Source organism: Polyangium spumosum, assembly GCF_009649845.1.
Classification (GTDB): domain Bacteria; phylum Myxococcota_A; class Polyangia; order Polyangiales; family Polyangiaceae; genus Polyangium; species Polyangium spumosum.
Genome location: NZ_WJIE01000010.1, coordinates 210,373 through 235,574 on the forward strand (window position 1 = coordinate 210,373; position 25,202 = coordinate 235,574).

The 25,202-nt window shown below is 68.8% G+C and carries 19 protein-coding genes; 7 read left to right on the forward strand and 12 right to left on the reverse strand.

The window, feature by feature from the left end:
- Positions 1-57: 57 nt before the first annotated feature.
- On the reverse strand, positions 58-1,299 hold the full coding sequence (locus GF068_RS30250) for a serine/threonine-protein kinase (protein WP_170319754.1): 1,242 nt from the start codon (positions 1,297-1,299) through the stop codon (positions 58-60).
- 143 nt (positions 1,300-1,442) lie between these two features.
- Here GF068_RS30250 and GF068_RS30255 point away from each other — a divergent pair, with 143 nt between their 5' ends.
- Positions 1,443-2,204 (forward strand): glucose 1-dehydrogenase, encoded by a 762-nt coding sequence (locus GF068_RS30255; protein ID WP_153822969.1) that lies wholly within the window; start codon positions 1,443-1,445, stop codon positions 2,202-2,204.
- A 2-nt stretch (positions 2,205-2,206) separates the two neighbouring features.
- On the opposite strand, the gene GF068_RS30260 is transcribed toward GF068_RS30255, so the two are convergent.
- The 5 genes from GF068_RS30260 to GF068_RS45530 are packed head-to-tail and all read right to left on the reverse strand — an operon-like array spanning position 2,207 to position 9,780.
- Positions 2,207-2,617: a SpoIIAA family protein gene (locus GF068_RS30260; RefSeq protein WP_170319755.1), complete on the reverse strand. Its 411-nt coding sequence runs from the start codon at positions 2,615-2,617 to the stop codon at positions 2,207-2,209.
- Positions 2,618-2,651: 34 nt separating this feature from the next.
- Entirely contained in the window at positions 2,652-5,231 is a 2,580-nt protein-coding gene (locus GF068_RS30265) for a hypothetical protein (RefSeq protein ID WP_153822971.1), read from the reverse strand.
- A complete protein-coding gene (locus GF068_RS30270; RefSeq protein WP_153822972.1) occupies positions 5,231-6,532 on the reverse strand; it encodes a tetratricopeptide repeat protein in 1,302 nt (433 codons plus the stop codon). The genes GF068_RS30265 and GF068_RS30270 overlap by 1 nt, the downstream gene beginning before the upstream one ends.
- Positions 6,533-6,549: 17 nt before the next feature.
- On the reverse strand, positions 6,550-8,274 hold the full coding sequence (locus GF068_RS30275; RefSeq protein WP_153822973.1) for an SBBP repeat-containing protein: 1,725 nt from the start codon (positions 8,272-8,274) through the stop codon (positions 6,550-6,552).
- Between the two features lie 9 nt (positions 8,275-8,283).
- Entirely contained in the window at positions 8,284-9,780 is a 1,497-nt protein-coding gene (locus GF068_RS45530; protein ID WP_338046641.1) for a serine/threonine protein kinase, read from the reverse strand.
- A 494-nt stretch (positions 9,781-10,274) separates the two neighbouring features.
- On the opposite strand from GF068_RS45530, the gene GF068_RS30285 reads away from it, so the two are divergent.
- Positions 10,275-13,889, forward strand: a complete 3,615-nt coding sequence (locus tag GF068_RS30285) for an amino acid adenylation domain-containing protein (RefSeq protein WP_153822974.1) — start codon at positions 10,275-10,277, stop codon at positions 13,887-13,889.
- Here the strand turns inward: GF068_RS30285 and GF068_RS30290 are convergent.
- Positions 13,841-14,722 carry an aldo/keto reductase gene (locus tag GF068_RS30290; RefSeq protein WP_153822975.1) on the reverse strand — a complete coding sequence of 294 codons (882 nt, stop codon included), beginning with the start codon at positions 14,720-14,722 and terminating at the stop codon, positions 13,841-13,843. The genes GF068_RS30285 and GF068_RS30290 overlap by 49 nt on opposite strands.
- A 492-nt stretch (positions 14,723-15,214) precedes the next feature.
- Entirely contained in the window at positions 15,215-15,796 is a 582-nt protein-coding gene (locus GF068_RS30295; RefSeq protein WP_153822976.1) for an RICIN domain-containing protein, read from the reverse strand.
- A 111-nt stretch (positions 15,797-15,907) separates the two neighbouring features.
- On the opposite strand from GF068_RS30295, the gene GF068_RS30300 reads away from it, so the two are divergent.
- Complete coding sequence (locus GF068_RS30300) at positions 15,908-16,810, forward strand: DUF6687 family protein (RefSeq protein WP_153822977.1); 903 nt, start codon at positions 15,908-15,910, stop codon at positions 16,808-16,810.
- Here the strand turns inward: GF068_RS30300 and GF068_RS30305 are convergent, their stop codons facing one another.
- A complete protein-coding gene (locus GF068_RS30305) occupies positions 16,811-17,905 on the reverse strand; it encodes a quinone-dependent dihydroorotate dehydrogenase (protein ID WP_153822978.1) in 1,095 nt (364 codons plus the stop codon). It lies immediately after the preceding gene.
- A gap of 388 nt (positions 17,906-18,293) precedes the next feature.
- Positions 18,294-19,016, reverse strand: coding sequence for a methyltransferase (locus GF068_RS30310; protein WP_153822979.1), 723 nt, complete (start codon positions 19,014-19,016; stop codon positions 18,294-18,296).
- 66 nt (positions 19,017-19,082) lie between these two features.
- Between GF068_RS30310 and GF068_RS30315 the strand changes: the two genes are divergently transcribed.
- A complete protein-coding gene (locus tag GF068_RS30315; RefSeq protein WP_153822980.1) occupies positions 19,083-19,910 on the forward strand; it encodes a lysophospholipid acyltransferase family protein in 828 nt (275 codons plus the stop codon).
- A 60-nt stretch (positions 19,911-19,970) separates the two neighbouring features.
- Positions 19,971-20,588 (forward strand): hypothetical protein, encoded by a 618-nt coding sequence (locus GF068_RS30320; RefSeq protein WP_170319756.1) that lies wholly within the window; start codon positions 19,971-19,973, stop codon positions 20,586-20,588.
- A 104-nt stretch (positions 20,589-20,692) separates the two neighbouring features.
- Here GF068_RS30320 and GF068_RS30325 read toward each other — a convergent pair whose 3' ends face one another.
- Positions 20,693-22,255, reverse strand: a complete 1,563-nt coding sequence (locus GF068_RS30325; protein ID WP_153822982.1) for a GMC family oxidoreductase N-terminal domain-containing protein — start codon at positions 22,253-22,255, stop codon at positions 20,693-20,695.
- Positions 22,252-22,761 (reverse strand): hypothetical protein, encoded by a 510-nt coding sequence (locus GF068_RS30330; protein ID WP_153822983.1) that lies wholly within the window; start codon positions 22,759-22,761, stop codon positions 22,252-22,254. Before GF068_RS30330 ends, GF068_RS30325 begins: the two co-directional genes overlap by 4 nt.
- Positions 22,762-22,938: 177 nt before the next feature.
- On the opposite strand from GF068_RS30330, the gene GF068_RS30335 reads away from it, so the two are divergent.
- Together GF068_RS30335 and GF068_RS30340 are read left to right on the forward strand one after the other, a co-directional pair.
- On the forward strand, positions 22,939-23,520 hold the full coding sequence (locus tag GF068_RS30335; RefSeq protein WP_153822984.1) for a superoxide dismutase: 582 nt from the start codon (positions 22,939-22,941) through the stop codon (positions 23,518-23,520).
- 395 nt (positions 23,521-23,915) lie between these two features.
- On the forward strand, positions 23,916-25,199 hold the full coding sequence (locus tag GF068_RS30340) for an AAA family ATPase (RefSeq protein ID WP_153822985.1): 1,284 nt from the start codon (positions 23,916-23,918) through the stop codon (positions 25,197-25,199).
- Positions 25,200-25,202 lie beyond the last annotated feature (3 nt).

Consider the following 25,202-nt stretch of genomic DNA (forward strand, 5'->3'; position numbering starts at 1 on the left):
GTCAGTTGCCTGGCACGTGTGTCAGCACGTGCCCGGCACACGTGCCACCTTCGTACGCTACGTAACGATCATCCAGACGAGCTGCACGAAGGCGAGGATCACCGTCAGGAAGGTCCCCACGAGGGCGCCGAGCATCAGTCGGGGGTGCGTGTCCACGGTCCGCGCCGCCTCGCGCAGGAACCGCTTGGTCATCGTGCGGGAGCAGGACACGTCCATCCGGCCCTCGAGGATCTTCTGCAGGAGCTCGATCATGCGCGCCGCGGACGGGTATCGCCGCTCCGGATCCTTGGCGAGCCCGCCCACGGCGAAATAGACGAGCTCGGGCGGGTGCCCTTCCTGCGAGCGGTGGCACGAGTGCACGTACGTCCTGGGGTCGATCTCGTGATCCATTACACCTGACAGGATGTCACCGAGCGTCTGCTTGTCTGCCAGGTAGTGCCGGAGCGTGACGAACTCGTGGAAGAGGACACTCGCGCTGTAGAGGTCGCTTCGCGTATCGACCTTGTCCACCTCGCCGCGCGCTTGCTCGGGGGACATGTACGCGGGGGTGCCGACGAGCGCGCCGACGTGCGTCATGAACATCCGTCCGCGGTCGCTCTCGCCCAGCGTCGCGTCCGTGCCCCGGGCGAGGTCGCGCTCGGCGGTGATGGGCTTGGCGATGCCCCAATCCATGAGGACGACCTCGCCGTAGCGGCCCACCATCACGTTCGCGGGCTTCACGTCGCGGTGCACGACGCCGTTCGCGTGGGCGTAGGCGAGCGCGGAGAGGACGGCGATGAAGATCTCGACGCGGCGTTCGAAGGTGTACTTGCGGTGATACGCGGGATCACCATCGGCGAGCCTTTGGATGATGGTCTCGAGGGTCTCGCCTTCGACATACTTCATCACGAAGAAGTACCGGCCGAGCTCGTCGACGCCGACGTCGTGGATGGGGACGATGTTCGGGTGCTCGAGGCGGCCGACGGTGCGGATCTCGTCCACGAAGCGGGCGAGCATCACCGGGTCGCTCGCCTCGGGCAACAAGCGTTTGACCGCGACCTTGCGGGCGATGTCCTGATCGTGCACGAGCACGACCTCGCCCATGCCGCCCGCGCCGAGCGTCTTGATGGGCTCGTAGCGTGATTTCTCTTCGGTCACGAGCCGGACCTCGGCGCCTTCCCCTTCGACACGCGGGAGCACGGTCGTGCGCAGAACGGCGGAGGGAGGCGGCAGGGAGGAGACCGGCGCACCGGTCGGCAGGGCGGTCTTGGCCAGAGCGAGCCCAGCGTCGCCGGGGGCGAGCAGGGTCGCGGCGTTCATGGTGGCGAGGGGGGTCATGGCGAGGTCGGCGGAGCGTAACCACGCAGGTCGGGCACGCAAAGGCGTTTGCCCGTCCGGACCTTGCGTAGCGTCACTTGCGGCGATCTTGACACGGAGCGGGCGGCTCCGCTCTCCTCCGGGCCATGCAGCGATTCGAGGGGAAAGTAGCGCTCATCACGGGGGCCGCGTCGGGGCTGGGGGCGGCGGCGGCGCGGCGGCTGCACGCGGAGGGGGCGCGTGTGGTGATCACGGACCGGGTGCGCGAGGGAGGTGAGGCGCTCGCGGCGGAGCTCGGGGAGCGGGCGGAGTTTCACGTGCTCGATGTGACGCAGGAGGGCGCGTGGATCGAGGTGATTGACGCGGTCGTGGCGAGGCACGGGCGGCTCGACGCGCTGGTGAACAACGCGGGGGTGGGCGTCGTGGGTGACGTGGAGTCGACGACGCTGGAGCAATGGCGTTTCGTGCACGCGGTGAACACGGAGGGCGTGTTCCTCGGCTGCAAGCACGCGATCCGGGTGATGAAGGAGCGCGGGGGCGGGGCGATCGTGAATGTGTCGAGCGTGGCGGGGATGATCGGCGCGCCGAACCTCGCGGCGTATTGCTCGAGCAAGGGCGCGGTGCGTACGTTCACGAAATCGGCGGCGATGCATTGCGCGCGGAGCGGGTACGGGATCCGGGTGAACTCGGTGCATCCGGCGTTCATCGACACGCCGATGGTGGACGCGATGGTGCAGAAGGCGGAGGATCCGGCGAAGGCCAAGGCGAACCTGGCGAAGGGGATCCCGATGGGGAGGATCGGGGAGCCCGCGGACGTGGCGGCGGCGGTGGCGTACCTGGCGTCGGACGACGCGAAGTTCGTGACCGGGACGGAGCTTTTGGTGGACGGGGGGATGCTGGCGATTTGAGGTCAGCGTAGGTCGCGGCGGAGGTCGTCGATCCAGGCGCGGGCTTCGGATTCGGTGTCGAAGAACTGGATGGGGACCGCGTGCGCGGGGTTCAGGAGGGCGGAGGCGCGGCTGACCATGATGCCGAGGACGCGGAGGTGGAAGCTCGCGCCGACGACGGCATTGGCGCGGACGGGCAGGACGATCTTCCCGTCGTGCGGCCCCTGCGCGGCGATACGTCGCGCCTCGGGGGCAAAATGGCCCAGCCGGTGGACGTCGATGAGGACGAAGGCGTGGGATCTGCCTTCGCAGAAGCGCACCTGCGCGTCGTAGAGGTGGCGGATGTCGTCGGCGGAGACGTGCCCGACGAGGCGCCAGACGATGAGGTCGGGTTCCTCGTTGGTGGCGAAGCTTTCGCCGGGAGCGGGGGGCATCGGCGGGGAGGGTAAGGGGGCGGGGAGGAGGGGGTCAGGGGTCCTTGCACTGGTCCGGGCCCGGGTGGCAATAATTGCTCGCGCACTCGTTGTTGTTCGTGCACGCCTGGTCATTGTCGAGCTTGCACGCGCCGGACCCGTCGCAGCTCATGTTGCCGGTGCAGGTATTCGCGGGGAAGGTGTCCTCCACCTTCTGCGCGACTTCCACGCAAGCACCGACGCTGCCAGACTTGTTGCACTGGTAGCACGTGGCCGTGCAGGCGGTGTCGCAGCAGACGCCGTCGACGCAATTGCCGCTCTCACACTCGGAGCCCGCGGAGCACACAGCGCCGTCGTCCTTCTTGCATGCGCCATTGCCATCGCAGGACTGCGTGGGTCCGGTGCACATCATCGCACCGTTATCGTCGTCCTGGCCCGCGGGCACGTTGATGCACTTGCCTTCGTCTCCGGACACGTTGCAGGCCATGCAAGTGCCCGTGCAGGCATTCTCGCAGCAGACATTGTCGGCGCAGGTCCCGCTCAGGCAATCCGACTGCATCGCCGGGCAGGTCTCGCCGTTCTTGGTCTTGCAAACCCCACCAGCACACGCCTGCGTGCCCGAGCAAGCGCCATCCTCCTGCCCCGTCGGGACGTTCACGCACATCCCGAGGCTCCCCGCGACGTTGCACGCCTGGCACGTGCCGTTGCAACCGTTGGCGCAGCAGACGCCGTCGACGCAGAACCCGCTCACGCATTCGTTGTTGTTGCCGCCGCACCCCTGGCCGGTGGCCCTCTTGCAGGTACCGCTGCCGTCGCACTGGTTCGCGCCCGAACACGCGTTCGCCGGCACATTATCCGTCTGCCCAGCAGGCACATTCACGCATTTCCCGACGTTCTCCGCCACGTTGCACGCCTTGCACGTGCCCGTGCACGAATTCTCGCAGCAAACGCCGTCGACGCAGCTCCCGGACAGGCACTCGTTGTTCGCCGAGCAACTGACGCCCTGCTCCTTCCTGCACTGACCATTCCCGTTGCAGGAGTTCGACGCGCCCGTGCACGTCGGCGCATCGTCCTGCCCCAACGGCACGCTCGTGCACGTCCCGAGGCTGCCGGACACGTTGCAAGCCTGGCACGAGTTGCCGCACGTGCTGTTGCAACAGACCGCGTCGGCGCAGATGTTCGCCGCGCACTCGCCGTTCGCCGAGCAGTTCTTCCCGTTCGACTTCTTGCACTGGCCATTGCCGTTGCAGATGTCGCCGCCGTTCACGTTGCAGGTGAAGCCGAAGCTCTCGTTCGGGTACGAGCTGTTGCCCTGCGCCGTGCACTGGTTCTTCGTGCACGGGTTGCCGTCGTCGCCGGCGTCCATCGTATCAGGCCGGATCACGAAATTGCCCGCGCCATCGCAGACCTGGACCTTACAATCGCCCGTCGTCTGCCCGCTCGGCGTCTGCGTGCCGTCGGCCTTGTAGTTGAACCCGCAGACCCCACCGTTGCAGGTGCGCGTCTTGCAGAAATCGTCGGTGCCAGGGCACTGGCCCGCGCTGGTGCACCCGACGCATTGCCCCTCCCCGTTGCACACGTTCGAGCCGCCGCAATTCGTGTTCAGGGCGGCAGGATCGGAGTCGGCCTGGCCGTTCGTGCAGAAATCGATCGTGCAGGGGTTGTTGTCGTTCGGCTTGTCGTTGTCGTCGTTGACCAGCACGGTGCCGCCGTCGACCCCGTTGCAGACGGCCCGCTTGCAATCCCCCGGCAACTGCGAGGCCGGCCCCGCGGTCGTCTCGTTGCCGAGGTACGTCACGACGCACTGGTTGTTCACGCAGGCTCGCTTCGCGCAATCGGTCTCGACGATGCCGGTGCAATGCTCGGCCAACGTGCACTGGACGCACGCCCCATTGCCGTCGCAAACCTCGGGCATGCCCGGCGCGCAATACGTGCCGGAGGCCGTGTTCGGGTTCGACGGCACGCCGCTCGTGCAGACGTTGTCCGTACAGGGGTTCACGTCGACGGGCACGTCCGTGTCGTCCGTGACGTCCGTGTCCTTGCCGCTCACGCAGAGCTTCTGCTTGCAATCACCCGGGTTCTGCGTGACGCCCGGGGTGGGCAGGCTGTCGAGGTTCGTGAAGACGCACGTGCTCGTGCCGAAGTTGCAGAAGTCGTCCGTGCAGGGGTTGTCGTCGTCGCACGGGGTCTGCGCGTCGCACGTGATCTGACAGACGCCCGCCTCGCACCTGCCGCTCTGGTTGCCCCGCTGGCACGCGCTGCCGTCGGCCACGGGTATATTACTCGCCGCGCCGGACACGCAGGCGTCGACCGTGCAGGGCTCGTTGTCGTCGGGGATGTCGTCGGCGTCGTTGACGAGGACCTCCTCGCCGCCCGCGCAATCCAGCCGCTTGCAATCACCCGCGGTCTGGGCCGGGTTCGGCCCGTCCGCGATCGGCGTGAAGACACAAATCTTCAGGTCGCCGCACGTATCGACGGTGCAAGCTCTCCCGTCATCGCAACTCGCCGCCGTCTCGCACGGCACCTCGGCCCCGGGCAAACCATCCACGCTGTAGGGATTGTCCCCCTCGAGGATCTGCACACAACTCGCCGCCGTGACCAGCATCCCGACCCAGAAGAGCTTCCACGTTCGCATCAGAACGCCCCTTCCACGCCCAGATACCCGGCCCCCGGCCCCGCCAGGCCCCGCACCCGCACCGTCGCGTCCTTCTGCGCGTTTGCCTTCGGCGCCAGCACGAAGAGCGTCACGCCCGTCGCCAGCACCACGCCCCCCACGATGAACGTCGCCGTGCTCGCATTGCCGAGCGCCCAGAATCGCTCCACCGTCTTCATCCCCTCGACGCCACACGCATATCGCGCGTCACACGCCGCGTCGACCTCCCCCTTCGCCCCCATCGCGAGCCCGCCGAGCACGCTGCCCGCGACGATCCCCGCGCCGCCCAGGCCCATCGCCGCGATTCCGCCGATCTTCCACGGATGCATCCCAGGCTCCCGCGGCTCGACCGGCTGCGCCGGCTTCGGCGCGAGCTCCTTCGGCAAGGGCTGCACCTCGTCCTTCGCCTCCTGCGTCGCGCCCGGCGTCAGCTCGAGGATCTTCCGATCCCCCTTCGCCAGCCGCACCTTTCGCTCGTGCAGCGCCCGCCCCGGGACCTCCACCATGAATGCGTATTCCCCCGGATCCATCGGCATCGATGTGCCCAGGTCCTTCGAATCGAACGGCGTGGTCCCCCGCGAGATCACGGTCCCCTCGGGCACCTCGCCCGCCCAGACGAGCTTGAGCCGCGGCACCTCTGCGTCGAGCTTCTTCCGTTGCACCTCGGCGATCCGCGCGCGCTCGGCGTGGCGCTCGCGCAGCGGGCTCCTCATCGCCGCATATTGCGCGAGGTACGCCGTGTAATGCCCGAGCGCCGTCGCGATCCGGCCTCGCGTCGACTCACACTCGGCGAGCGAATACACGGTCCCCGGCGTCGGATCGATCCGCTGGCTCTCCTCGAGCGCGGCGCAGGCCTCGGCGAGCCGGCCCGCTTCCCGGTGCGCGACGGCCTGGTTGAAGAGGATCTCCGCCTGGATCTTCTTCACCTGCTCCTCGGCGCTCCGCGCGCGCGCCTCGTGTTTCTCGCGCAGCGGGCTCTTCATCGCCGCGTAGAGCGTGAGGTACTCCTTGTAATGCGCGAGCGCTTGATCGAGCTTCTGGATGTTCACCTCGCACTCGGCGAGGGCGTGCAAGGTCCCGGGGGTCGGATCCAGCACGTTGCTTTGTTCGAGCAGCGGACACGCCTCGGCATAACGGCCGGCTTGCACCTCGGCGACGGCCGCGTCGAAGAGCCGGCCCGCCGCGGCGACCTGCGCGGGCGTGGGCGCCGCCGAGGACGTGGCAGCGGGGAGGATGAGGGCTGCGGAGGAGAGCGCCACGAGGAGCCAGCGTGCGGAAAACATGTCGTTTCTACCTTTGCTCACGGGGAGAGCCGGACGGCAAAGAGATCGGCGCCGCCGGTGCTCGTGACGATTGGGAGGGGAGCGCCGACGACGAGCTGGTCGTAGAACCCGCCTCCCACGACGGCATTTCCCTTCGCGTCGATCGCCATGTTCCAGCCGAACTGGTTGCCCTGTCCGCCAAGCTGCCTGGTCCAGAGATGGGTCCAGTTCTCTGGCGAGAACTTCGCGACGAAGACGTCCCATCCGCTGGCCGTGACCACGGCGCCGCCGAAATCGACCGTCCCGTCGAAATGACCAACCACCACCACGTTCCCGGCGTCGTCCGCGGCGATCGCGGTGCCGCGCGTCGTTCCGGTGATCCCGAAGCGCCTGCTGCGCAAGTGGCCGCCGTCCGCTGCGGCGAGCTCGGCGACGTACATGCTCGTCGTACCCATGGGGGCCATCATCGCGCCGCCGCCGAAATCGATCGCCTCCGAGAAGCGGCCCGTGACGAGGACATTGCCATTCGGCGCGAAGGCGACGCTCCCATAACGCTGGTCGCCGTTCCCGCCGAAGAGCTTGCTCCACGCGTGAGTGCCGTCTGCGCCGTTGTACACGCCGACCACGACATCCTCGCCCATTCCGTCGGGCATCTCGCCGCCTCCGAGGTTGGTGTCGTCGTCCGTCGCGCCGATGATCGCCACCCGGCTGCCATCGGGCGTGACCACGATGCGCCGCCCGCGCTGCTCGCCATTGTTGACGAAGATGTGGCTCCAGCGGTGGTTGCCCGTCGGGCCGTAGCTCGCCACGAACACGTCGTCGTAGAAGGGATCCACGGTCGCGCCGCCGAGGCTCACGGGATCGGCGTAGACCCCTCCCGTGATGTACACGTTCCCAGCGTCGTCTACCGCCACGTCTTGCCCTGATTGCGTACCGGTCGCGCCGTACCGCTCACTCCAGACGTGCGCACCTGCGGCGTCGAGCTTTACCAGGAAGATGTCGCCGGACTGATCGGGCGTCACGAGATCATTCCCGCCGAAATTGACCGTTCCGGTGAACTCGCCAAGGAGGACGACATCTCCCGTGTTGCTGACGGCGACGCCGCGGGCGATGGCGACGGTGCTCGGAAAGTCCTTCTCCCATACGAGCGCGCCGTCGGCGCCGATCTTCGCGACGTACGCGGCGCCGCCGGTCAGCCCGAAGAAATCCCCTCCGAGCGCGGTCTTGACCACGCCCGCGACCACGTACCCGCCGTCGGGCGTGATCGCCACGTCGTAGATCGCCTCGTCCATCGAGCCCATGGTCTCGCCGGCCGGCGTGAACGCCTCGAGCGGCGCGCCCGTACACCCATCGATGCCGTCACAATCCTCGTCCCCGACGATCGCGCAATCCTCAACGGGCTCCGGCATGACCTCGTTCGCGCAGATGCCCCACGCCATGCCGTCGTCCCCGCAAGTCTCCACGCCGGCTTTGCAGTTGCCGACGCCCTCCGTGCCCGCGGGCCCCGCATAACACGGCCTCGTCTCGCCCGGGGTGCACGACACGCCGCCCCCACCCGCGCCGCCGCCCCCTCCGGTCGAGCTCGAAGACGAACCTCCCGCATACCCCCCGGCGCCGCCCGTGCCGCCCGATCCCACCGCGCTGGCCATCCCCCCGGCGCCCCCCGGCTCTTCTTCGTTATACGGATTGTCCCCGCCGAGCACCTGCACGCAACTCGCCGCGCTCGTCAACACCACGACAAGGAGTGACTTCCACGCTCGCATCCGCGCACCTCAATCCCTGCTCCACGTCGTCTTCGGCCTCGGCGCCTTCACCGTGGGCTTCACGCTCGTCGACTTCGGAGCCTCTTTCACCGCCGCCGCCGTCGCCGTCGCCGTCGCGCTCACCACCGGCGCCGCGCTCGCCGACGCCGTCGGCGCCGCCTCCACCACCGCCGCCGCCGCCGCCTCCACCGTCGCCTCCGGCTCCACCACCGGCGCCGCGCTCGCAACCGGCTCCTCCGTCGGCGCCGCCGTCACCGCCGCCGCCGGCGCCGCCGCCTCCTCGCCGCCCGAGAGCACCACGAAGAGCACCACCGCCACCAGCAAACACGCGAGCCCCGCGCCCGCCGCGATGAGCCCCACCGGCGACTTTCGCCCCGCCGGGACCGCGGTCATCCCGCTCCCGAGCGGCGTCAGCACCGGGCCCATCGGCGTCCCGGCCTGCCCCACCGGCGTCTGCATACCAAACTCCGCCCCGCTCCCCATCGGCGCGCGCCGCGGCGCCATCGGCACCGTCGCCTGCGTGTCGAGCGTCCCTATCACCACCTCCGCCGGCTGCGACGCGAACGTCGGCCGCGGAATCGATCCCGGCGGCAGGATCCCCGATCCGAGCATACCCGGCTGCGGCAATCCGAGCGCCTCGGCCAGCGCCTTCACCGCGCTCGAGGCCGAAGGAAACCGCTCCCCAGGCGCCTTCGCCGTCGCGCGGGCGAACCACCCGTCGAACGTGGGCGGCAACGTCGCGCCGAGCCGCGCCGCCCGCGCCGTCGCCGGCTCCCGCGGCCCGAGCGCCGCATGCGCCGCGAACGCGAAGACGTTCGGGCCCCCGCGCGACTCCTCGAACCAGTAAGGTTTGCCCACGAGCAGCGTGAATGTGATCATCCCCAGCGCAAAGATGTCCGTCGCGGGGGAGACCGACGAATCCATCAAGAATTGCTCGGGCGCCATGTAGAGCGGCGTCCCGAGTGATTGCGTCGCGCCCGCCCCCGTCGCGCCTGCGGCCACGATCTTCGCGATGCCGAAATCGAGGACCTTGACGCGTGGGGGGCCGTCCTCGCGCTCGCAGAGGAAGAGGTTGTCGGGCTTGAGATCGCGGTGGACGATCTGCGCGCGGTGCGTCTTGTCGAGCGCGAGCGAGGTCTGGTGCAGGTGCGAGAGCACCTCCTCCGGCGGCAAGGGGCCCACGCGGCGCAGGCGCTTGCCGAGCTCCTCGCCGCGGAGCAGCTCCATGACCAGGAAGGGCATCCCGCTCGTGTCGTCGATGCCCGCGTCGAAGACGTCGACGATGTACTCGCTCTCGATCTCCGCGGCGACACGCGCCTCTTGCCGGAAGCGGCCGCGCAGGTCGTCGCTCTGCACGAAGTTCGCGTGCATCACCTTGAGCGCGCGGCGGCGGTTCGTCTCGAGGTGGACGACCTCGTACACGGCCCCCATGCCCCCCGACGCGATACGACGCTCGACGCGATAACGCCCGGCGAAAATGGCCCCGACTGCCAGATCTGACGACACGATCCGCTCCCTCGACAAGGATCCCGCCACAGCTTGTTTGCCTGCAAACGGTTCTCCGTCGCAGTAAACGACCAGTCGCGGGCGGAGTCAAGCATGCCGCGGACAGGGTCGATCGACGGTGCGGGCGGCTTCCTCGATGCCGCGGACAGGGTCGATCGATGGTGCGGGCAGGGTCGATCGATGGTGCGGGCAGGGTCGATCGATGGTGCGGGCAGGGTCGATCGATGGTGCGGGCGGCCTCCTCGATGCCGCGGGCAGGGTCGATCGATGGTGCGGGCGGCCTCCTCGATGCCGCGGGCAGGGTCGATCGATGGTGCGGGCGCCTTCCTCGATGCCGCGGGCAGGGTCGATCGATGGTGCGGGCGCCTTCCTCGATGCCGCGGGCAGGGTCGATCGATGGTGCGGGCGGCCTCCTCGATGCCGCGGGCAGGGTCGATCGATGGTGCGGGCGGCTTTCTCGATGCCGCGGAATCAGGTAGATCCTGACGTCAACGATGAACATCACCTCGAAGCACCAGGAAGAGCTACCACGCGATCAGCCCAATGACCGGGCGGTGACGGTCTGGGGGATGATCACGAAGCAGGCGAGGGCGCATCCGGAGCGGACGGCAATCATTGATGGTGTGACGGAGATCGATTACGAACGCCTGACGAATCGGGCGAACGCGATTGCAGGCGAGCTCGTGGCGCGGGGCGTGGAGCCGGGGTCGCTGGTCGGCGTGTGCATGCGCCGCACGTGGGAGCTCGTGGCGACGCTTGTCGGGGTATTACGAGCGGGGTGTACGTACGTGCCGCTGGATCCGGCGTATCCGCGGGAGCGTGTGCGCTACATGCTGGAGCACGCCCGTGCAAGGGGCGCCATCGTGGACCACGCGGAGATGGCAGCGCTCTGCGAGGGGGTGCCCGAGCTCGTACGGCTCGAGGAAATCGGGGAGCGGACGGCGGACGGCGTGGCTGGGCCTTCGGCGCGGGACCTCGCGTATGTCATCTACACCTCGGGCTCGACAGGGCGACCGAAGGGGGTCGCCGTCGAGCATCGAAGCGTCGTCGCGATGAGCCGGTCCATGCGCGAATTGCTGGATGACGAGGAGCTCTCGGGTGTGCTCGCGGCGACCTCCATCTGCTTCGATCCCTCGGTCATGGAGATCCTGGGCACGTTGTCGCTCGGCGGGACGGTGGTGCTTTCGGAGAACGTGCTGAAGCTCCTGGAGTTGCCGTCGGCGAACCGGGTGAGGACGTGTATCATGGTGCCGTCGGCGATGCAGGTTTTGCTCGCGACCGGACGGCTGCCCGAGGGAATCCGGTGCCTCGTCTTTGGAGGCGAAGTGCTGAAACGGTCGCTGGTGGAGAAGCTCCACGCGCTCGCGCCGCGGCCGCGGGTGGTGAACGTCTATGGGCCGACCGAGGGGACGGTCTATGCGACGGCGACCGAGGTCTCCGCAGGCGTGGAGACGATCACGATTGGCCATTCGATCGCGAGCGCTCGGTCCTACATCCTGAACGATTCCATGCAGCGGGTTCCCGCCGGGGTCCCGGGAGAGCTGTATCTGGGGGGAGACCAGCTCGCGCGTGGGTACCTGCACGACGAGGAGCTCACGAAGGAGCGGTTCATCGAGGTGAATCCGGCCGGGCCCATCCCGGAGGAGCGGCTGTACAGGACAGGAGATCTATGCCGGTGGAGGGAAGACGGCGAGATCGAGTTCCTGGGCCGGGTCGACCAGCAGGTGAAGATCCGAGGCTTCCGGGTGGAGCTCGAAGAGATCGAGTCGACGCTGGAGTCGATGGAAGGCGTGAGCGGCGCAGCGGCGGCGGTCGTGGACGGGGGAGGCGACCAGAAGATACTCGTGGTGTATGTCGTGACGCGGGACGAGGCGGTGACGCGTGAGGCGGCGCGAGCGTACCTGGCCGAGCGGCTGCCCAGGTACATGTTGCCTCAGGTCGTGATGCACCTCGACGAGCTGCCCCGGTTGCCGAGCGGCAAGCTCGACCGCAAAGAGCTCCCGAAACCGGAGGTCCGTTGCGCCGGCGCCGACGTCACGAGCGACGCCGGCGGCCTGGCGCGCCGTCTGGCGGGTCTTTCGAGGGACGAGAGGCATGCGGCCCTGTTATCGATCATCCGGGGCGAAATCGCCTCTCTCCTCCGTCTTCGTGCGCCCGAGCAAGTACCGCCGGACCGCCCCCTCGACGAGCTGGGCCTCGACTCGTTGATCGCGGTGGAGCTCAGCAATCGGCTCGCCGCGATCACAGGTCAAAAGATGCCGGCGTCCGCGGTCATCGAGCGCTCGACGCCCGCGGGCCTGGCCAATGACGTCCTCGATTCGATGGGGAGCGCCACGGAGCAAACGTCGACGAAGAAGGCACGAGCTGGAGCCGCCGATACACTCGGTCGATTTCAGGCGCAGCTTCAGTCCAGCCACCCGCCCTTCCTGGCCGCGAAGGCGCCCTCCTGGTCCGCGACCGACAAGGCCACGCTCGTCCGGGAGCTCAAGCGCCTGGTCGGCCGTGCCGGCCGCGACCCCTACAGCAAGCTGCTACGTACGGGGAGCGCGCACAGAGGTATCGTCGCCCATGCAGACACCGGGGAAGAGCGCGAGGCCATCATCTGGACCACCAACCTGTACCTCGGCCTGAACCGTGATCCGGAGGTCATCCAGGAGGCCAGGGCTGCCCTGGAGCGCTTTGGCGCCGGAATGGGGACATCCGCAGCGGCATCCGGCCTGACCGATCTCCATCTGGAGTTCGAACGAGCCTTTGCCGAGCTGGTGGGCAAACCTGCCGCATGCCTGTTTCCCACGGGGTTCACCGCGAATGTCGGCGTCGTCGCGAGCCTGCTCGGCGAAAACGATGTCATCGTGATGGATCAGCTCTGCCACGCCTCCATCGTCGACGGCGCTCGGCTCTGCGGCGCGACGATGAGGACGTTCCAGCACAACAATCCATCCGACCTGGAGTCGGTCCTCGCGGCCGTCGCGTCGCCCTACCGAACGGTCCTCGTCGTCCTCGAGAGCGTGTACAGCATGGGCGAGGGGACAGCGCCGGTATCGGACATCGTGCGCGTGGCGAAAAAATACGATGCGCTCGTCCTCGTGGACGAAGCCCATTCCTTCGGTTTTTATGGCCCACGAGGCGCCGGCCTTTGCGCGGATCGAGGTGTCACCGACGAGGTGGACTTCATCATGACGACCCTCAGCAAGTCGCTCGGGAGCCTCGGGGGTGTCGTCGCCGCCCGGGAGGAGCACATCGCCCTGCTGAAGTCGTCCGCGAGATCCTATATCTTCCAGGCGTCCGCCAGCCCTGCCGATATCGCGGCGGCGCTCGCCGCCTTGCGCCGCCTCCGCGCGGACGACACGCTGCGAGAGCGCCTGTGGGGGACGACCACCTACATGCGGAGGCGGTTCTCCGAGGCTGGGTATGATCTCGGGACGGGAGACGGCCCCATCGTCACTCCGCATTTTGCCGATAAAGACAAGCTCTATGCGATCGTCCACGGCCTGTACGCGCGTGGTGTTCACACGGCGGCTGTCACGTACCCCATCGTGGAGAGCGGACGTGGTCGCCTGAGGTTCATCTGCTCGGCTTCGCACACACGAGAGGACGTCGACAGGACGCTCGAGGCCCTCATCGATGCGGAGCGCGAAGTCGAGGCGGGCCTATCGGGTGGAAGTCGTCACGTCGCTCGTGCGGCTGGCCAGCGAGCCGGAGATGGGTCGAGGCGAGCCGACGTGGAGGCATGGGCCAAAGCCTTTTCTGCCTACGTGAAGGAGACGCTGGCCAGGGCCCCTGGCCCGACGCCGGATCTCGCCGTGTCCGTCGGGCTTCCCGATCAAAACACGCCGATCACGATCGTGATCCATGCGCGAGACGTCACGCTGCGTGATCCCGGGACAACGGCGTTGCCGCTCTGCACATTGCTCCCCGTGGACAACCAGGCGGTCTCGAGCTTGTGCTCGTCCGATGTGCAGGGACTTCTTCACGACATTTGCAAGGGCACATGCGTGCTGAGCGGCCAGGTCGAGCCGTTCATCTGGCTCATGGGGCGAATGGTCGACTGGCAACGTGATCAGCCGTCACCGAGCTCCGTCGTGGTGCGGAACCCGAAGCCCGAGTAGAGGTTGATCAGCCGGTCCGCGATGCCCATCCCGCCGGCCTGGAGCTTCGCCTTGTCGCGCACCACGGCGCCGATACGCCGCATCCACGCGAGCTCCTCCTCGCTCATCGGCCCCTCTTCCAGCGCCTTCAGCGCCTCGTCGATCTGCGCCTTGTCCTTCGGCCCCGCCCAGCAGGCGCCGATGTTCGGGCTCGTGAGCGCGAATCGGTAACAGTCCGCGGCGCGCGGCAGGCGCTCGCCTGCGGGGACGAGCTTGCGATTGAGGAGCTGGCCCCACGAGGTCGAGGTGTAGGTGACGACTCCAGGTCGCGGATCGGTCAAATGCGGGAACACGTCCCTGTCCGCGCCGGGGTGGGCCGCGTTGTAGCGGAGCATCAAAAGGTCGATGCGGGAATCACGGGCGAGGTGCTTGAAGGCGGGGCGGTTGTGGCAGGAGACCATCACCTTGCGCGCGCGGCCGCGGCGCACGAGATCAGCGGCGGCGTCGAGGATCGCGTCCTTCGGCGGCAGGTTCCACCAGCCGAGCAAGAGGACGTCCGCGTAGTCCGTCTCCAGCTTGCGGAGCGCCTTTTCGAGGGATTTGCCGATCCCGGTCGGCGAGCGCGAGTAGCTCTGGACGACGAGCTTCATCCGCTCGCGGCTACGCTTTCCGATGCGCTTCAGGCCCTCGCCGAAATCAGGCGCGCGGGTCGAGCCCCAGTAGTAGAAATCGATCCCACGCTCGAAGGCGTACTCCACGTCGCGACCACTGGCGCCGTAACTCGCCGCGATTCCGAGGGGCACGACTTCGAGGTCGCTGCGACCAAGGCGGACCGGGGTAAAGGATGCAGGCATGCAAAGATCCTCCGGCGGCGAAGGTGGCACGGAGGAGCGGAGCTGTAAAGGCAGGTCTCGCCCGCGCCTCCGGCCTCCAGATCCTCCGCGGGGCGCGCCGATCTCGGGAGGGACGACCTCAGGGCCTGAGCATTGGTCTCATCCTGGAGGCGTGGGAGCCGGGGCGCCGCCCCGGACCCCGCGGGGGCTACGCGCCCCTCGACCCGCGCCAGGGCAAGCCCTGGACCGGGGGTTGAAAAACTGCGCTCCGCGCAGTTTTTCAAACGGGCCGACGAAGAGGCCGGGTTGCCAGCAGAACCAGCAGCGCGGCTGTCTCGGCTGGCAGGGTCGTTGTTGGTCTTGACTGCGGCTGTTCGATGAACTGCGCGGAGCGCAGTTCATCGACAAAAGGTCCAGCGCCTGCGCTGGTCCGGGTCCAGGGGCGGATAGCCCCGGTGGGGCCTGGGGCAAAGCCCCAGCGAAGCGCCTGCACGATGAGACCCATGCTCAGCCTCAGGGCAGGTCCTGCCAGAGCTGGTTCACGCCGGCGCCGACGAGCTGCACCCGGGCGGGCGTCCCTGCGGCGCCTCCATGCAAGCAGAGCAAGGGGCTATGATTCGCGATGTACATCCGACGCGGGGCCGCGGTGGCCATCCTCCAGCGACGGGCGCCCGGCGCGCCGCAGGGGCCCATGAATGCGATCGACCCGGGCCGGATCGTCTCGCCGGCGACGGTGAGACATCTGCCGAGCTGCTGGGGGTTGCGCGAACGGATGATGTGCAGACCATTTGCGAGCTGGATGATGTCCCACCGGTGGGTGGGCGCGACGCTGCAATTCGTGTATCGGGCGATGGGCTCGGAGCCGCTCGTGGACAGGCAGAGGCCCGTCCCGACGTTCCTCAACCGGCGGTTGAATGCGTTCAGAGGCTGCCCGGTCTCCGCGATTTCGTCGCTGTCCTCCGCGTCCTCCAGCGCGAGCAGCGCCTCGGCGTCCTCCTCGGGCTCGGGCGCCTCGGCGAGGGCCGGGGCACCGAAGAGCAGCGCAGCGGCGCTCGCCGCGGCCACGAACAAAGCACGGGTCCAATCCTTTTTCATCGGTCCTCGCTCTCCCCGCGCAAGCGCGCGGATTCGTCGAGCAGGTTGTCGAGCCAGCGGACGCGGCCGTCAATCCGGCGCGGACGGGACGCACGTGCTAGGCTTTCGAACATGGCTGCACGTGATTTCCAGTTCGTTCCCATGGGCGAGCGCGCGCCCGAATGCGCCATCTCCTGCGACGGGCTCGTGGCAGGCGCCGCCATCGATCTGAGCCACTGGGCGAAGAACCGGACGCCGTCGGCCTTCAAGGCCGACACCTCCGTCGAGATTGCGCTCCGGTTCGTCCACGAGGCCTCGCCCGCGGATGCGCCGTCCATCGTCGTGAACAACCATTTCGACGCGGATGGCGTGCTCGCCGTCTGGTCGCTGCTCGAACCGGAGCTCGCCATGGCGCACGCGGGGCTCATCGTCGCGGCGGCCGAGGCGGGGGATTTCGACGAGTGGCCGGCCGATGTCCGCGGCATCTGGCTGAACATCGCGATCCGGCGGATGGTCACGCTGAAGCCGGAGGCGAGCGCCTATCCGATCGCGCTCGGCGCGCTCGGCGAGCTCGTGCGCACCCTCGAGTCGCGCGAGGATCTCTGGGGGACGTCGTTCTCCGCGATCTGCGAGGCCGAACGGCGCGCGCAGGCCGGGGACGTGGCGGCGTATTCCGTCGGCCCGATCCGCGTCTTCCACCACGGCCCGGGCGTGCCCGAGGTGCCGGGCGCCGTGCTCGCGAAGCTCGGATCCACCGCGGAGGGCGTGAAGCGGCTCCTGCTCGCGTTCGAGGAGCCGGATGGCTCGTTCCGTTATCGGTACGAGCTGCCGCGCTGGGCCTGGGCCGATACGGTCGTGCGGCCCGTGATCCGCGCCCCGAGCCGCCATGTCCTCGCCGCGGGGCTCGGGCCGGAATGGGCGATGAAGGGCGTCGATTTCGGGATGACCGCGCTCCTGCGCACGACGTCACCGCTCCACGAGGGGCCCCGCGAGATGGCCGAGCGGCTGCGCACGATCGATCCGTTCCCGGCCTGATCAGCGCGCGTCCCGGCCGACGAGCTCCGCGATCGAGCCGAGCCCCTCGGCCTGCATCCGCGCGACGATTCCCTCGTGGATCCGCCGCGCGAACGTGGGCCCTTCATACACGAACGCCGTGTACGCCTGCACCAGCGTCGCTCCCGCGGCGATACGCTCCCACGCGTCGTCCGCGTCCTCCACGCCGCCTGCGGCCACGAGCACGAGCGAATCCCCCACGCGGGCGCGGAGCCTGCGCAGCACCACGAGCGCCCGTGCCTTGACGGGCTTGCCCGAGAGGCCACCCGCGCCGATCTCCGAGACCCGCGCCGGATCCGTCACGAGTCCGTCGCGGCGGATCGTGGTGTTCGTGGCGATGATGCCGTCGAGCCCGAGCTCCCGCGCGAGATCACCGATCGCGTCGATGTCCTCGTCGGCGAGGTCGGGCGCGATCTTCACGAGCAGCGGCACGCGGCGGGCAGGGCAGGCGCGATCGAGCGCGGCGCGCACCTCCACGAGGATGGGGCGGAGCTTCTCCGTGGATTGCAGGTCCCGCAGGCCCGGCGTATTCGGCGAGCTCACGTTGACGACGAGGTAATCGGCGTGCGCGGCGAGGCGCTCGGCGCTCGCCACGTAATCGGCGGCGGCCTCGGATTCGGGCACGACCTTGGTCTTGCCGATGTTCACGCCCACGACCACGCCGCCCGGCTTGCGCTTCTCCAGCCGCTCGGCCGCGCGGCGCGAGCCTTCGTTGTTGAAGCCCATGCGGTTGACGAGCGCCCGATCCTGCTCCAGCCGAAACAGCCGCGGCCTGGGGTTTCCGCTCTGGGCCTCGCCCGTCACCGTCCCGATCTCCACGAACGCGAACCCGAGCGCGCCGAGCGCCTCGAAGCCCCGCGCGTCCTTGTCGAACCCCGCGGCGAGCCCGAGCGGCCCCGGGAAATCGAGGCCGAAGGCCCGCACCGAGAGGCGCGGATCCCGCGGGCCGAGGAGCCGCTTCGCCAGGGCGCGCACGCCCGGGATCGCCATCAGGAAGCGCAACAAGCCGAAGCCGAGGTGGTGGGCGGTCTCGGCGGACAGGCGGCGGAGGAGCAGGCGGAACAGGAGGCGGTACATCGGCGGCGGGGCGACGGCATACGCCGCGGAGGGCGTGCGTCAAGGCTGGAGAACGGAGCGGGGCGCTGCCCCACACCCCGGGAGGGGGCTGTCCGCCCCCTCCACCCCGGACCAGGCACGGCCTGGACCGAAGGTGGATGAACTGCGCGATGCGCAGTTCATCCAACGGGCCCGTGGCAAGACCACGCCGGAGTTGCCCGTGGAGACGGCGACGCTGCACGTCCCTCAGCCGAGGCGGCAGCGCTGGGCAAGGTCGTCTGCGGTCTTGCATCGGGCCTGTTGCGTAAACCGCGCGGAGCGCGGTTTTCGCACCTTCGGTCCAGGCCGTGCCTGGTCCGGGTCCAGGGGTGGACAACCCCTGGTCGGGGTCCGGGGTGAAACCCCGGCGCTACGCCCTCAGCCGCTCGAGCCGCGCCGCGGCCTCGCGCATGCGCCCAGGCTCGCGCACGCGCCGCGCGCGAAAGAGCAAGTTGTGCGGGGTCACGGTGGGGGGGACGAAGGCCGTGATCGTCACCTCGTACCCCGCCGCTTCGAGCCGCAGCGCGCGTTCCGCGTCGACCAGCGACATCACGAACCGCCGCCGCACCTCGGCTTGCCGCGGGATCCCGACGGCTTCGGCCTTCGCCTCGGCTGCCGCCGCGAACGGCACGCTCGCCGCGTAACAACACGGCACCACGTACATCCACCTGGCCCCCGCGTGGCTCGCCGCGTCGAGGATCGTGTCCGTCGCCGGGCCACAAGCGTGCAGCGCGACCACGACGTCCGGCGCCTCGGGCCAGAGCGACGCGTCGCCGACGTCGCCTGCCGCGAGCCGGAGCTCGATCTTCCTTCCGAGCCGCGCGGCCGCGGCCTCGCATGCTGCGATGCGCGAGGCCTCGCGCTCGATCACGTGGACCCGGGAGAACCCGAGCAGCGCGGCGCCGACGAGCCCCACGTACGCCTTGCCCGCGGCCGCGTCCACGACGAGGGCATCTTTGTGGTGACGCTCGATCTCGCCGAGCAACGCGGCCACCTCGATGGACTTCTTCTGGTCCTCGCGCCGGAGCTTCGTGCCTGCTGCGGCGATGAAGAGCTCGTGCAGGGCTCGCTCGACGGCATCTGGCGTGATCATGACGCAATCCTAACGTTCGTTCGTGGTACGGTGCGGACGTTTCCCAGCCTGGAGATCCGCTTCTTCATGTCGGACCATGATTCCTCGTCGGGGCGAACATCCCTCGCCGCGCTCTCCTCGGCCGTTCGGTTCGTCGTCGGCTTCACGCTCGTCGCGGTGGCGTCGACGCTGACCCTGCTGCTCGCGCTCCTCCTCCTGCCGTTCCGCGTCCTTCGCATCAAGCTTTGCAATTATTACGGCAAGATCGTCGGGTATTCGATCACGCGAATCGCGGGCGTCACGCCCGTCCTCCACCACGGCGAGCGAATCAAGCAGGCGCACCCCGCCATTTACGTCGCGAATCACACCTCCACGCTCGACGCGTTCCTCTCGATCTGGCTCTGCCCGGTGGGCGGGTGTGGCGTGATGAAAAAGGAGGTCCTCCGGATCCCCTTCTTCGGCCAGCTCTACCTGCTCTCGGGGCACCTGTGGCTCGATCGGGCGAACAAGGGCTCGGCCATCGCGGCGATGTCCGGCATCGCGAGGACGGTGAAGAAACACGGGCTTTCCATCTGGATCATGCCCGAGGGCACGCGCAGCCGCGACGGGCGGCTCCGGCCGCTCAAGCTCGGCTTCGTGCACCTCGCGATCGCCACGGGCCTGCCCGTCGTGCCGGTCGTCCTGCACGGCGTGCACAAGAACTGGGTGAAACACACGCTCTACGTGCAGCCCACCACCGTGGACATCGAGGTCCTGCCGCCGATCGACACGTCCGCATGGCGCGCGGAGTCGGCGCGGGAGCACGCCGCCGAGGTGTTCGAGGTCTTCGTGGAGAAGCTGCGCGAGGATCAGAAGCCGCTGCCGGGCGTGCCGGCGGTGGCGGAGAAGGAGAGGGGCGAGCCGGCCGCGGCTTGATCCGCTCCCAAAGGTTGCCGACGCCGGCGGCCCGTGAGAGCATCTCGCTCGGGGAGGCTCATGTCCCGGGCGCTCGCGCGAACCATGTTGATGACCGTGGCTGCGAGCTCGCTCCTGCTCGCGGCGTGTAGCAGCCACGTCACGATCCCGCCCTCCGAGCTGCCCGGGCTCTCGAACGCCTCGCCCGGCCCCGCCGGGCCCTTTCCCGCCGTCACCACCAAGGGCGGCCCGCGGAAGGTCGTCTACGGCCACCTCGAGACCGTCACCCTGAAGCGCAAATCCGGCGCGGACCTCGTCTATGCCGCGCCGATCCGCTCCATCGTCTCCGGCGAGCGGCTCGTCGTGCGCACGCGGGACGATGAACGCGACATCCCGCTCGGCGAGATCACCGAGGTGCACGTCTCCTACGACGATTACCTCGTGCGGGATCGGGTCGCGGGCGGGGTGCTGCTCGGGACGGGGGCGCCGATCTTCGTGGGGGGCGTGATGATGGCCGCGCTCGGCTTGACCGAGGACCTGGGCGGCGGCGCGGGGGCCGGGCTCTCGCTCGCGGGGCTCGGCTTCGTGGGCCTCGGCGTCCTGATGATGATGCCCGGCATGGTGCTCGCGAAGAGCGGGCCGAAGAAGCCGGACGCCGCCGTGTCCATCGGGCCCGGCGGGATCCAGGGCAGCTTCTAGAGCGCCTTGCGCTCTGCGAGGTCGCGCAGCGAGCTCGCCTCTAGGGGGTGAATCGGCCGGGCTTTGCCTGGCCGAGAGGGGGACGCGAGGCGTCCCCCTCGGGACTAAGACACGAGGTTCTCCGCCCACACCGACGCGAGCGCCATGATCGTGTGTTGTGGGTTCACGCCGATCGTCGTCGGGATCGCCGACGCATCCGCGACGTACAGCCCCTCGTAGCCGTGGACCTTGCCGTGCTCGTCGACCACGCCTTGCCGCGGGTCCGCGCTCATCGGGCAGCCGCCGAAGAGGTGCGAGAGGATCGCGACGTAGCAGCGGGGATCGGTCGGGCCCTCCTCGATGAGGTGGATCTGGTCCGGGCCGATCTTGTACGGCAGCCCGAAGATCCCCGGGATGACCTCACGCGCGCCGGCCTCGAAATGCATACGCGTCACCATCGACAGCCCCTTGCGCAGCTTGCGCATGTCGGCCTCGTCGAGCTGGTATTTCACCACCGGGCCGCCGCCGAACAGGCTCGGCTTCACCGTGCCCACGGACTCCGCGCGCACCGCCGCGACCCACATCGCCACGTGTCGATATTCGCGGAACCGGCGGATCAGCTCCTTCCCGCCGCCCGGCAGGCGCCCCGCCACCATCTCCGGCGGGATGGCGAGTGTCTCCAGCTTCAGCCCCGGATCCTGCCGGAAATGCGTCGACGCCCAGCCCTGCGTCGCGCCGATGTTCTGATCGACCGGCTCGTCGTACACCCCGAACACCCCGGTGCCCGGGTGCGCCCGGAAGAGCGTGCCGAGCGCGCGGCTCTTCACCCCGCTCTTCGCGAGCAGGACCGGCGTCTGCGTCGCGCTCGCCGCCACGAACACGGCCTTGCGCGCCCGAACGGTGAAGCGCGCGCCGGACCTGCGCGTCTCCGGGTCCTGAAAGCGCCCCGTCACGCCGAGCACGCGGCGCCCTTCGAAGAGCAGGCCCGACACCGGCGCGGTCGAGAGCACGTAGCCGCCGCGCTCCAGCACCTCGGGGATGTAATTGACGTTCGTGCTCTGCTTGCGCCCCTTGCGGCAGCCCTGGAGGCACTGGCCCGAGCCCTCGCAGTCCTTCGCGTACCGCACCATGTAATGCGACGACCAGCCGAGCTTCTCCGCCGCGTCCATCGCCAGCGTGTTCAGGAGGCCCCGCGCGTCGGGCGGCACCACCGTCGCCGAGAGCTCGTCCTCGATGCGGTCCTGGTGCTGCCAGACGCGCTTCTCCAGGGCGCGGCCGTCGATGCCGTACTCGCGCTCCCAGCGCGTGAAGACGTCGCCCGGCGTGCGGACCACGATGGCGCTGTTGATGACCGTGCTGCCGCCGACGCAGGAGGCCTGGACGATCGGCCAGAGGGCGCGGCTCTGCGTGACGAGCGAGCCCCAATCGGGGAAGAGGTCGCGGATCGTGCCGTAGGTCGTCCACGGATAATCTTCCGGCGCGCGCCAGGGCCCGGCCTCGACGACCGCGACCTTGTACCCGGCCCGCGCGAGCACGACGGCCGCCGCGGCGCCGCCCGCGCCGCTGCCGACGACCACGAAGTCGACCTCGCAGTCGAGCCCCGGATCCGCGAACGAGGTGAACGTCGCGTGCCGGCCCCGGGCGACGTCCGAGAGCTTCGGGCGAGAGCTTGTCTGCGCGCTGTTCATGCGTGGAGTCCTTTGCCGCGATCCTTGTCGCGCCCGCGCTCGCGCTCCTTCTTGCCGAGCGCCACGAGCTTGTCCGTCGGCGCGCCGGGAAGCGGCCCTTGCTGCGGCACGAACGCCTCGAGCCTGCGCGTGCCCGGGTCTTCGGGGTAAGGCGCGAGCTCGAGGGAGGCGCGGACCTCGGGGGATTGCCCCCAGAAGATGCCGCCGACGAGCTTGATGAGGAACGTCACCTGTCGGACGAGGTAGGCCGGGTGGGTGGCCATCTCGTGCGCGTGCCGGTCGAGCTCCTCCTCGGAGAGCCAGGACGCGAGCAGCGGCCTTCGGAGCGTGAGCAGCGGCGCGATCTGGAAGGCGACCGACGCGGCGACGATGCCGGTCCAGAAGAGCAGGGTGGACTCGCGGCGCAGGCGCTGGATCTTCTCGTCCACGCCGAGCTCGGCGAGGCCGGGCAGATCGTCCACGCGGGGGTAATACGCCGTGAGCGCGAAGCGGACGAGCTCGTTCACGGCAGCGAACCCTAGGAGGTGCAGGGGGGCAGGGGCAAGGGAAAGTGTGTCCGGGGCACGCGTGATGAAAGTTCAGGCCTTCCGAACTCTCTGACTTCCCCGGGCCCTTCCGTATCGGTAGAGTCTCGCCGCCTGCCGGGCACCCGGCGAACCGAAACCACGAGAGGACACGCGACCATGGCCTTCACGCTCCCCGAACTCCCGTACAAGAAGGACGCCCTCGCGCCGCACATCAGCGCCGAGACGCTCGAGTATCACCACGGCAAGCACCACAACGCCTACGTCACGAACCTCAACAAGCTCGTCGACGGCAAGCCCGAGGCGTCGCTGTCGCTGGAGGAGATCATCCTCCGCTCGGACGGCGGCGTGTTCAACAACGCCGCGCAGGTCTGGAACCACACGTTCTACTGGCATTGCATGAAGCCGGGCGGCGGCGGGGAGCCCACGGGCGACCTGGCCGACGCGATCAAGCGCGACTTCGGCTCGTTCGAGAAGTTCAAGGAGGAGTTCTCGACCGCCGCGGCGACGCAGTTCGGCTCGGGCTGGGCGTGGCTCGTCGTGAAGGACGGCAAGCTCGCCGTGACGAAGACGGGCAACGCGGACCTGCCGATGAAGCACGGCCAGAAGGCGCTGCTCACGATCGACGTGTGGGAGCACGCGTACTACATCGACTACCGGAACCTGCGCCCCAAGTACATCGAGACGTTCATGACGAGCCTCGTGAACTGGGACTTCGTCGCGAAGAATCTGAGGGGCTGAGGCGCTCTCAGCCTTCGCTCCCGGGCGCTTTCCCTCACCCCCAAACCCCCTCTCCCGCCCGCGGGAGAGGGGGCTTTTTTGTGCTGCAGAGGGGCAACTCGGGCGCCCAGGTGGCGCTCTGCTACTTGGCAGAGAGACGACTCGGGCGCCGAGTTGGCGCCGAGCAAGGTTGCAGAGAGGCGACTCGGGTGCCCAGGCGGCGCTGAGCAAGGTTGCATGACGGCAACTCGGCTGCCCAGGTGGCGCTGTGCAAAGTTGCATGACGGCGACTCGGGCGACGAGGTGGCCTTGCGCAAGGTTGCATGACGGCGACTCGGGTGCCTCGTTGGCGCTCTGCCGAGCACGCACTTGCCCGCGTGGGAGGCGGCGAGTAGCCTCGCCACGAGGAGCAACGGATGCGCTTCCGCGTCGAAAACCTGGGTCCCCTGCGCGAGGCCGAAGTCGACCTCGGGAAGGACCTCATCGTCCTGACCGGGCCGAACAACACCGGCAAGACGTACCTCGCGTGGACGGTGTACGGGCTCCATCGCCTCGGGAAGGACAAGGGGCCAGCGTTGCTCGAGGACCCTGCGTTCGAAGCGTTCGTACGCTCGGATCGGCAAGAGCTCGACCTCGCCGCCGCGCGCCCGGATTGGGACGCCATTCTGGGCCGGATCGCGCGGGCGTGTGCGTCCTCGCTTCCCCGCGTCTTCGCGTCCGCTCCCGAGCCGTTCGAAAAGGCAGATGTCTCGTTGTCCGGGCAGAAGGAGCTCGGCGCGCGCCCCAGAGAGCAAGCGATCCTGGATCTGCGCGCGAGGCTCTCGCAGCTCTACGACCCCGCCGATGGTCCGCATGTCTTGCAGATGGTCCGGCGGACCGTATTCGTCTGGTTGCTCTGGGAATGGCTGTTCCCTCGTTGCATCCTCTTCCCCGCGGAGCGGATCGCCGTGAACATGTTCGCCAAGGAGCTCGCTCTCAACCGGACCGAGCTCGTGAGCGAGCTGCTCGAGATCGACGCAGGCACGGATCCGGCGGATGTGCTCCGGCGCCGCGCGGGCCGTTATGCCTGGCCCATCCGCGACAGCCTCCAGGTCGCCAACGATCTGCCCAACATCGCGAGGAACACGACCCCCTTCGCGGATCTCGCCGACGACCTCGAACGCGCCGTCCTCGGAGGCAGGGTCACCGTCTCCGACCTGGGGGAGCTCGTCTTCGCCCACGACAAGGCCGGCGACAGGCCGCTGCCCGTCCACCTCACGGCCTCCGTGGTGAAGTCCCTCGCGAGCCTCGTCTTTTACTTCCGCCACATGGCGAAGCCGGGCGACTTCCTCATCATCGACGAGCCCGAGCTGAACCTCCACCCCGACAACCAGCGCAAGATCACGCGCGTGCTCGCCAAGGCGGTCAACCGGGGCTTCAAGATCATGATGAGCACCCACAGCGACTACGTCCTGCGGGAGCTCAACCACCTCGTCATGCTCTCCGACCCCAAGGAGGCGGTCTCCCAGGTGATTGGCGAGCTCGGTTACGACCGCGCCTCCATCCTCCCGCCGGAAAAGCTCGGGGTGTACCTGTTCAAGGACGAAACTGCGCAACTCGTGCCCGTCTCCGTCGATGGATTCGAAGTGGAGACCATCGAACACGAGATCGCCGCCCTCAACGCCGACGCCCAAGCCATCTACGCCGCGCGCTTCGGTTGAGCC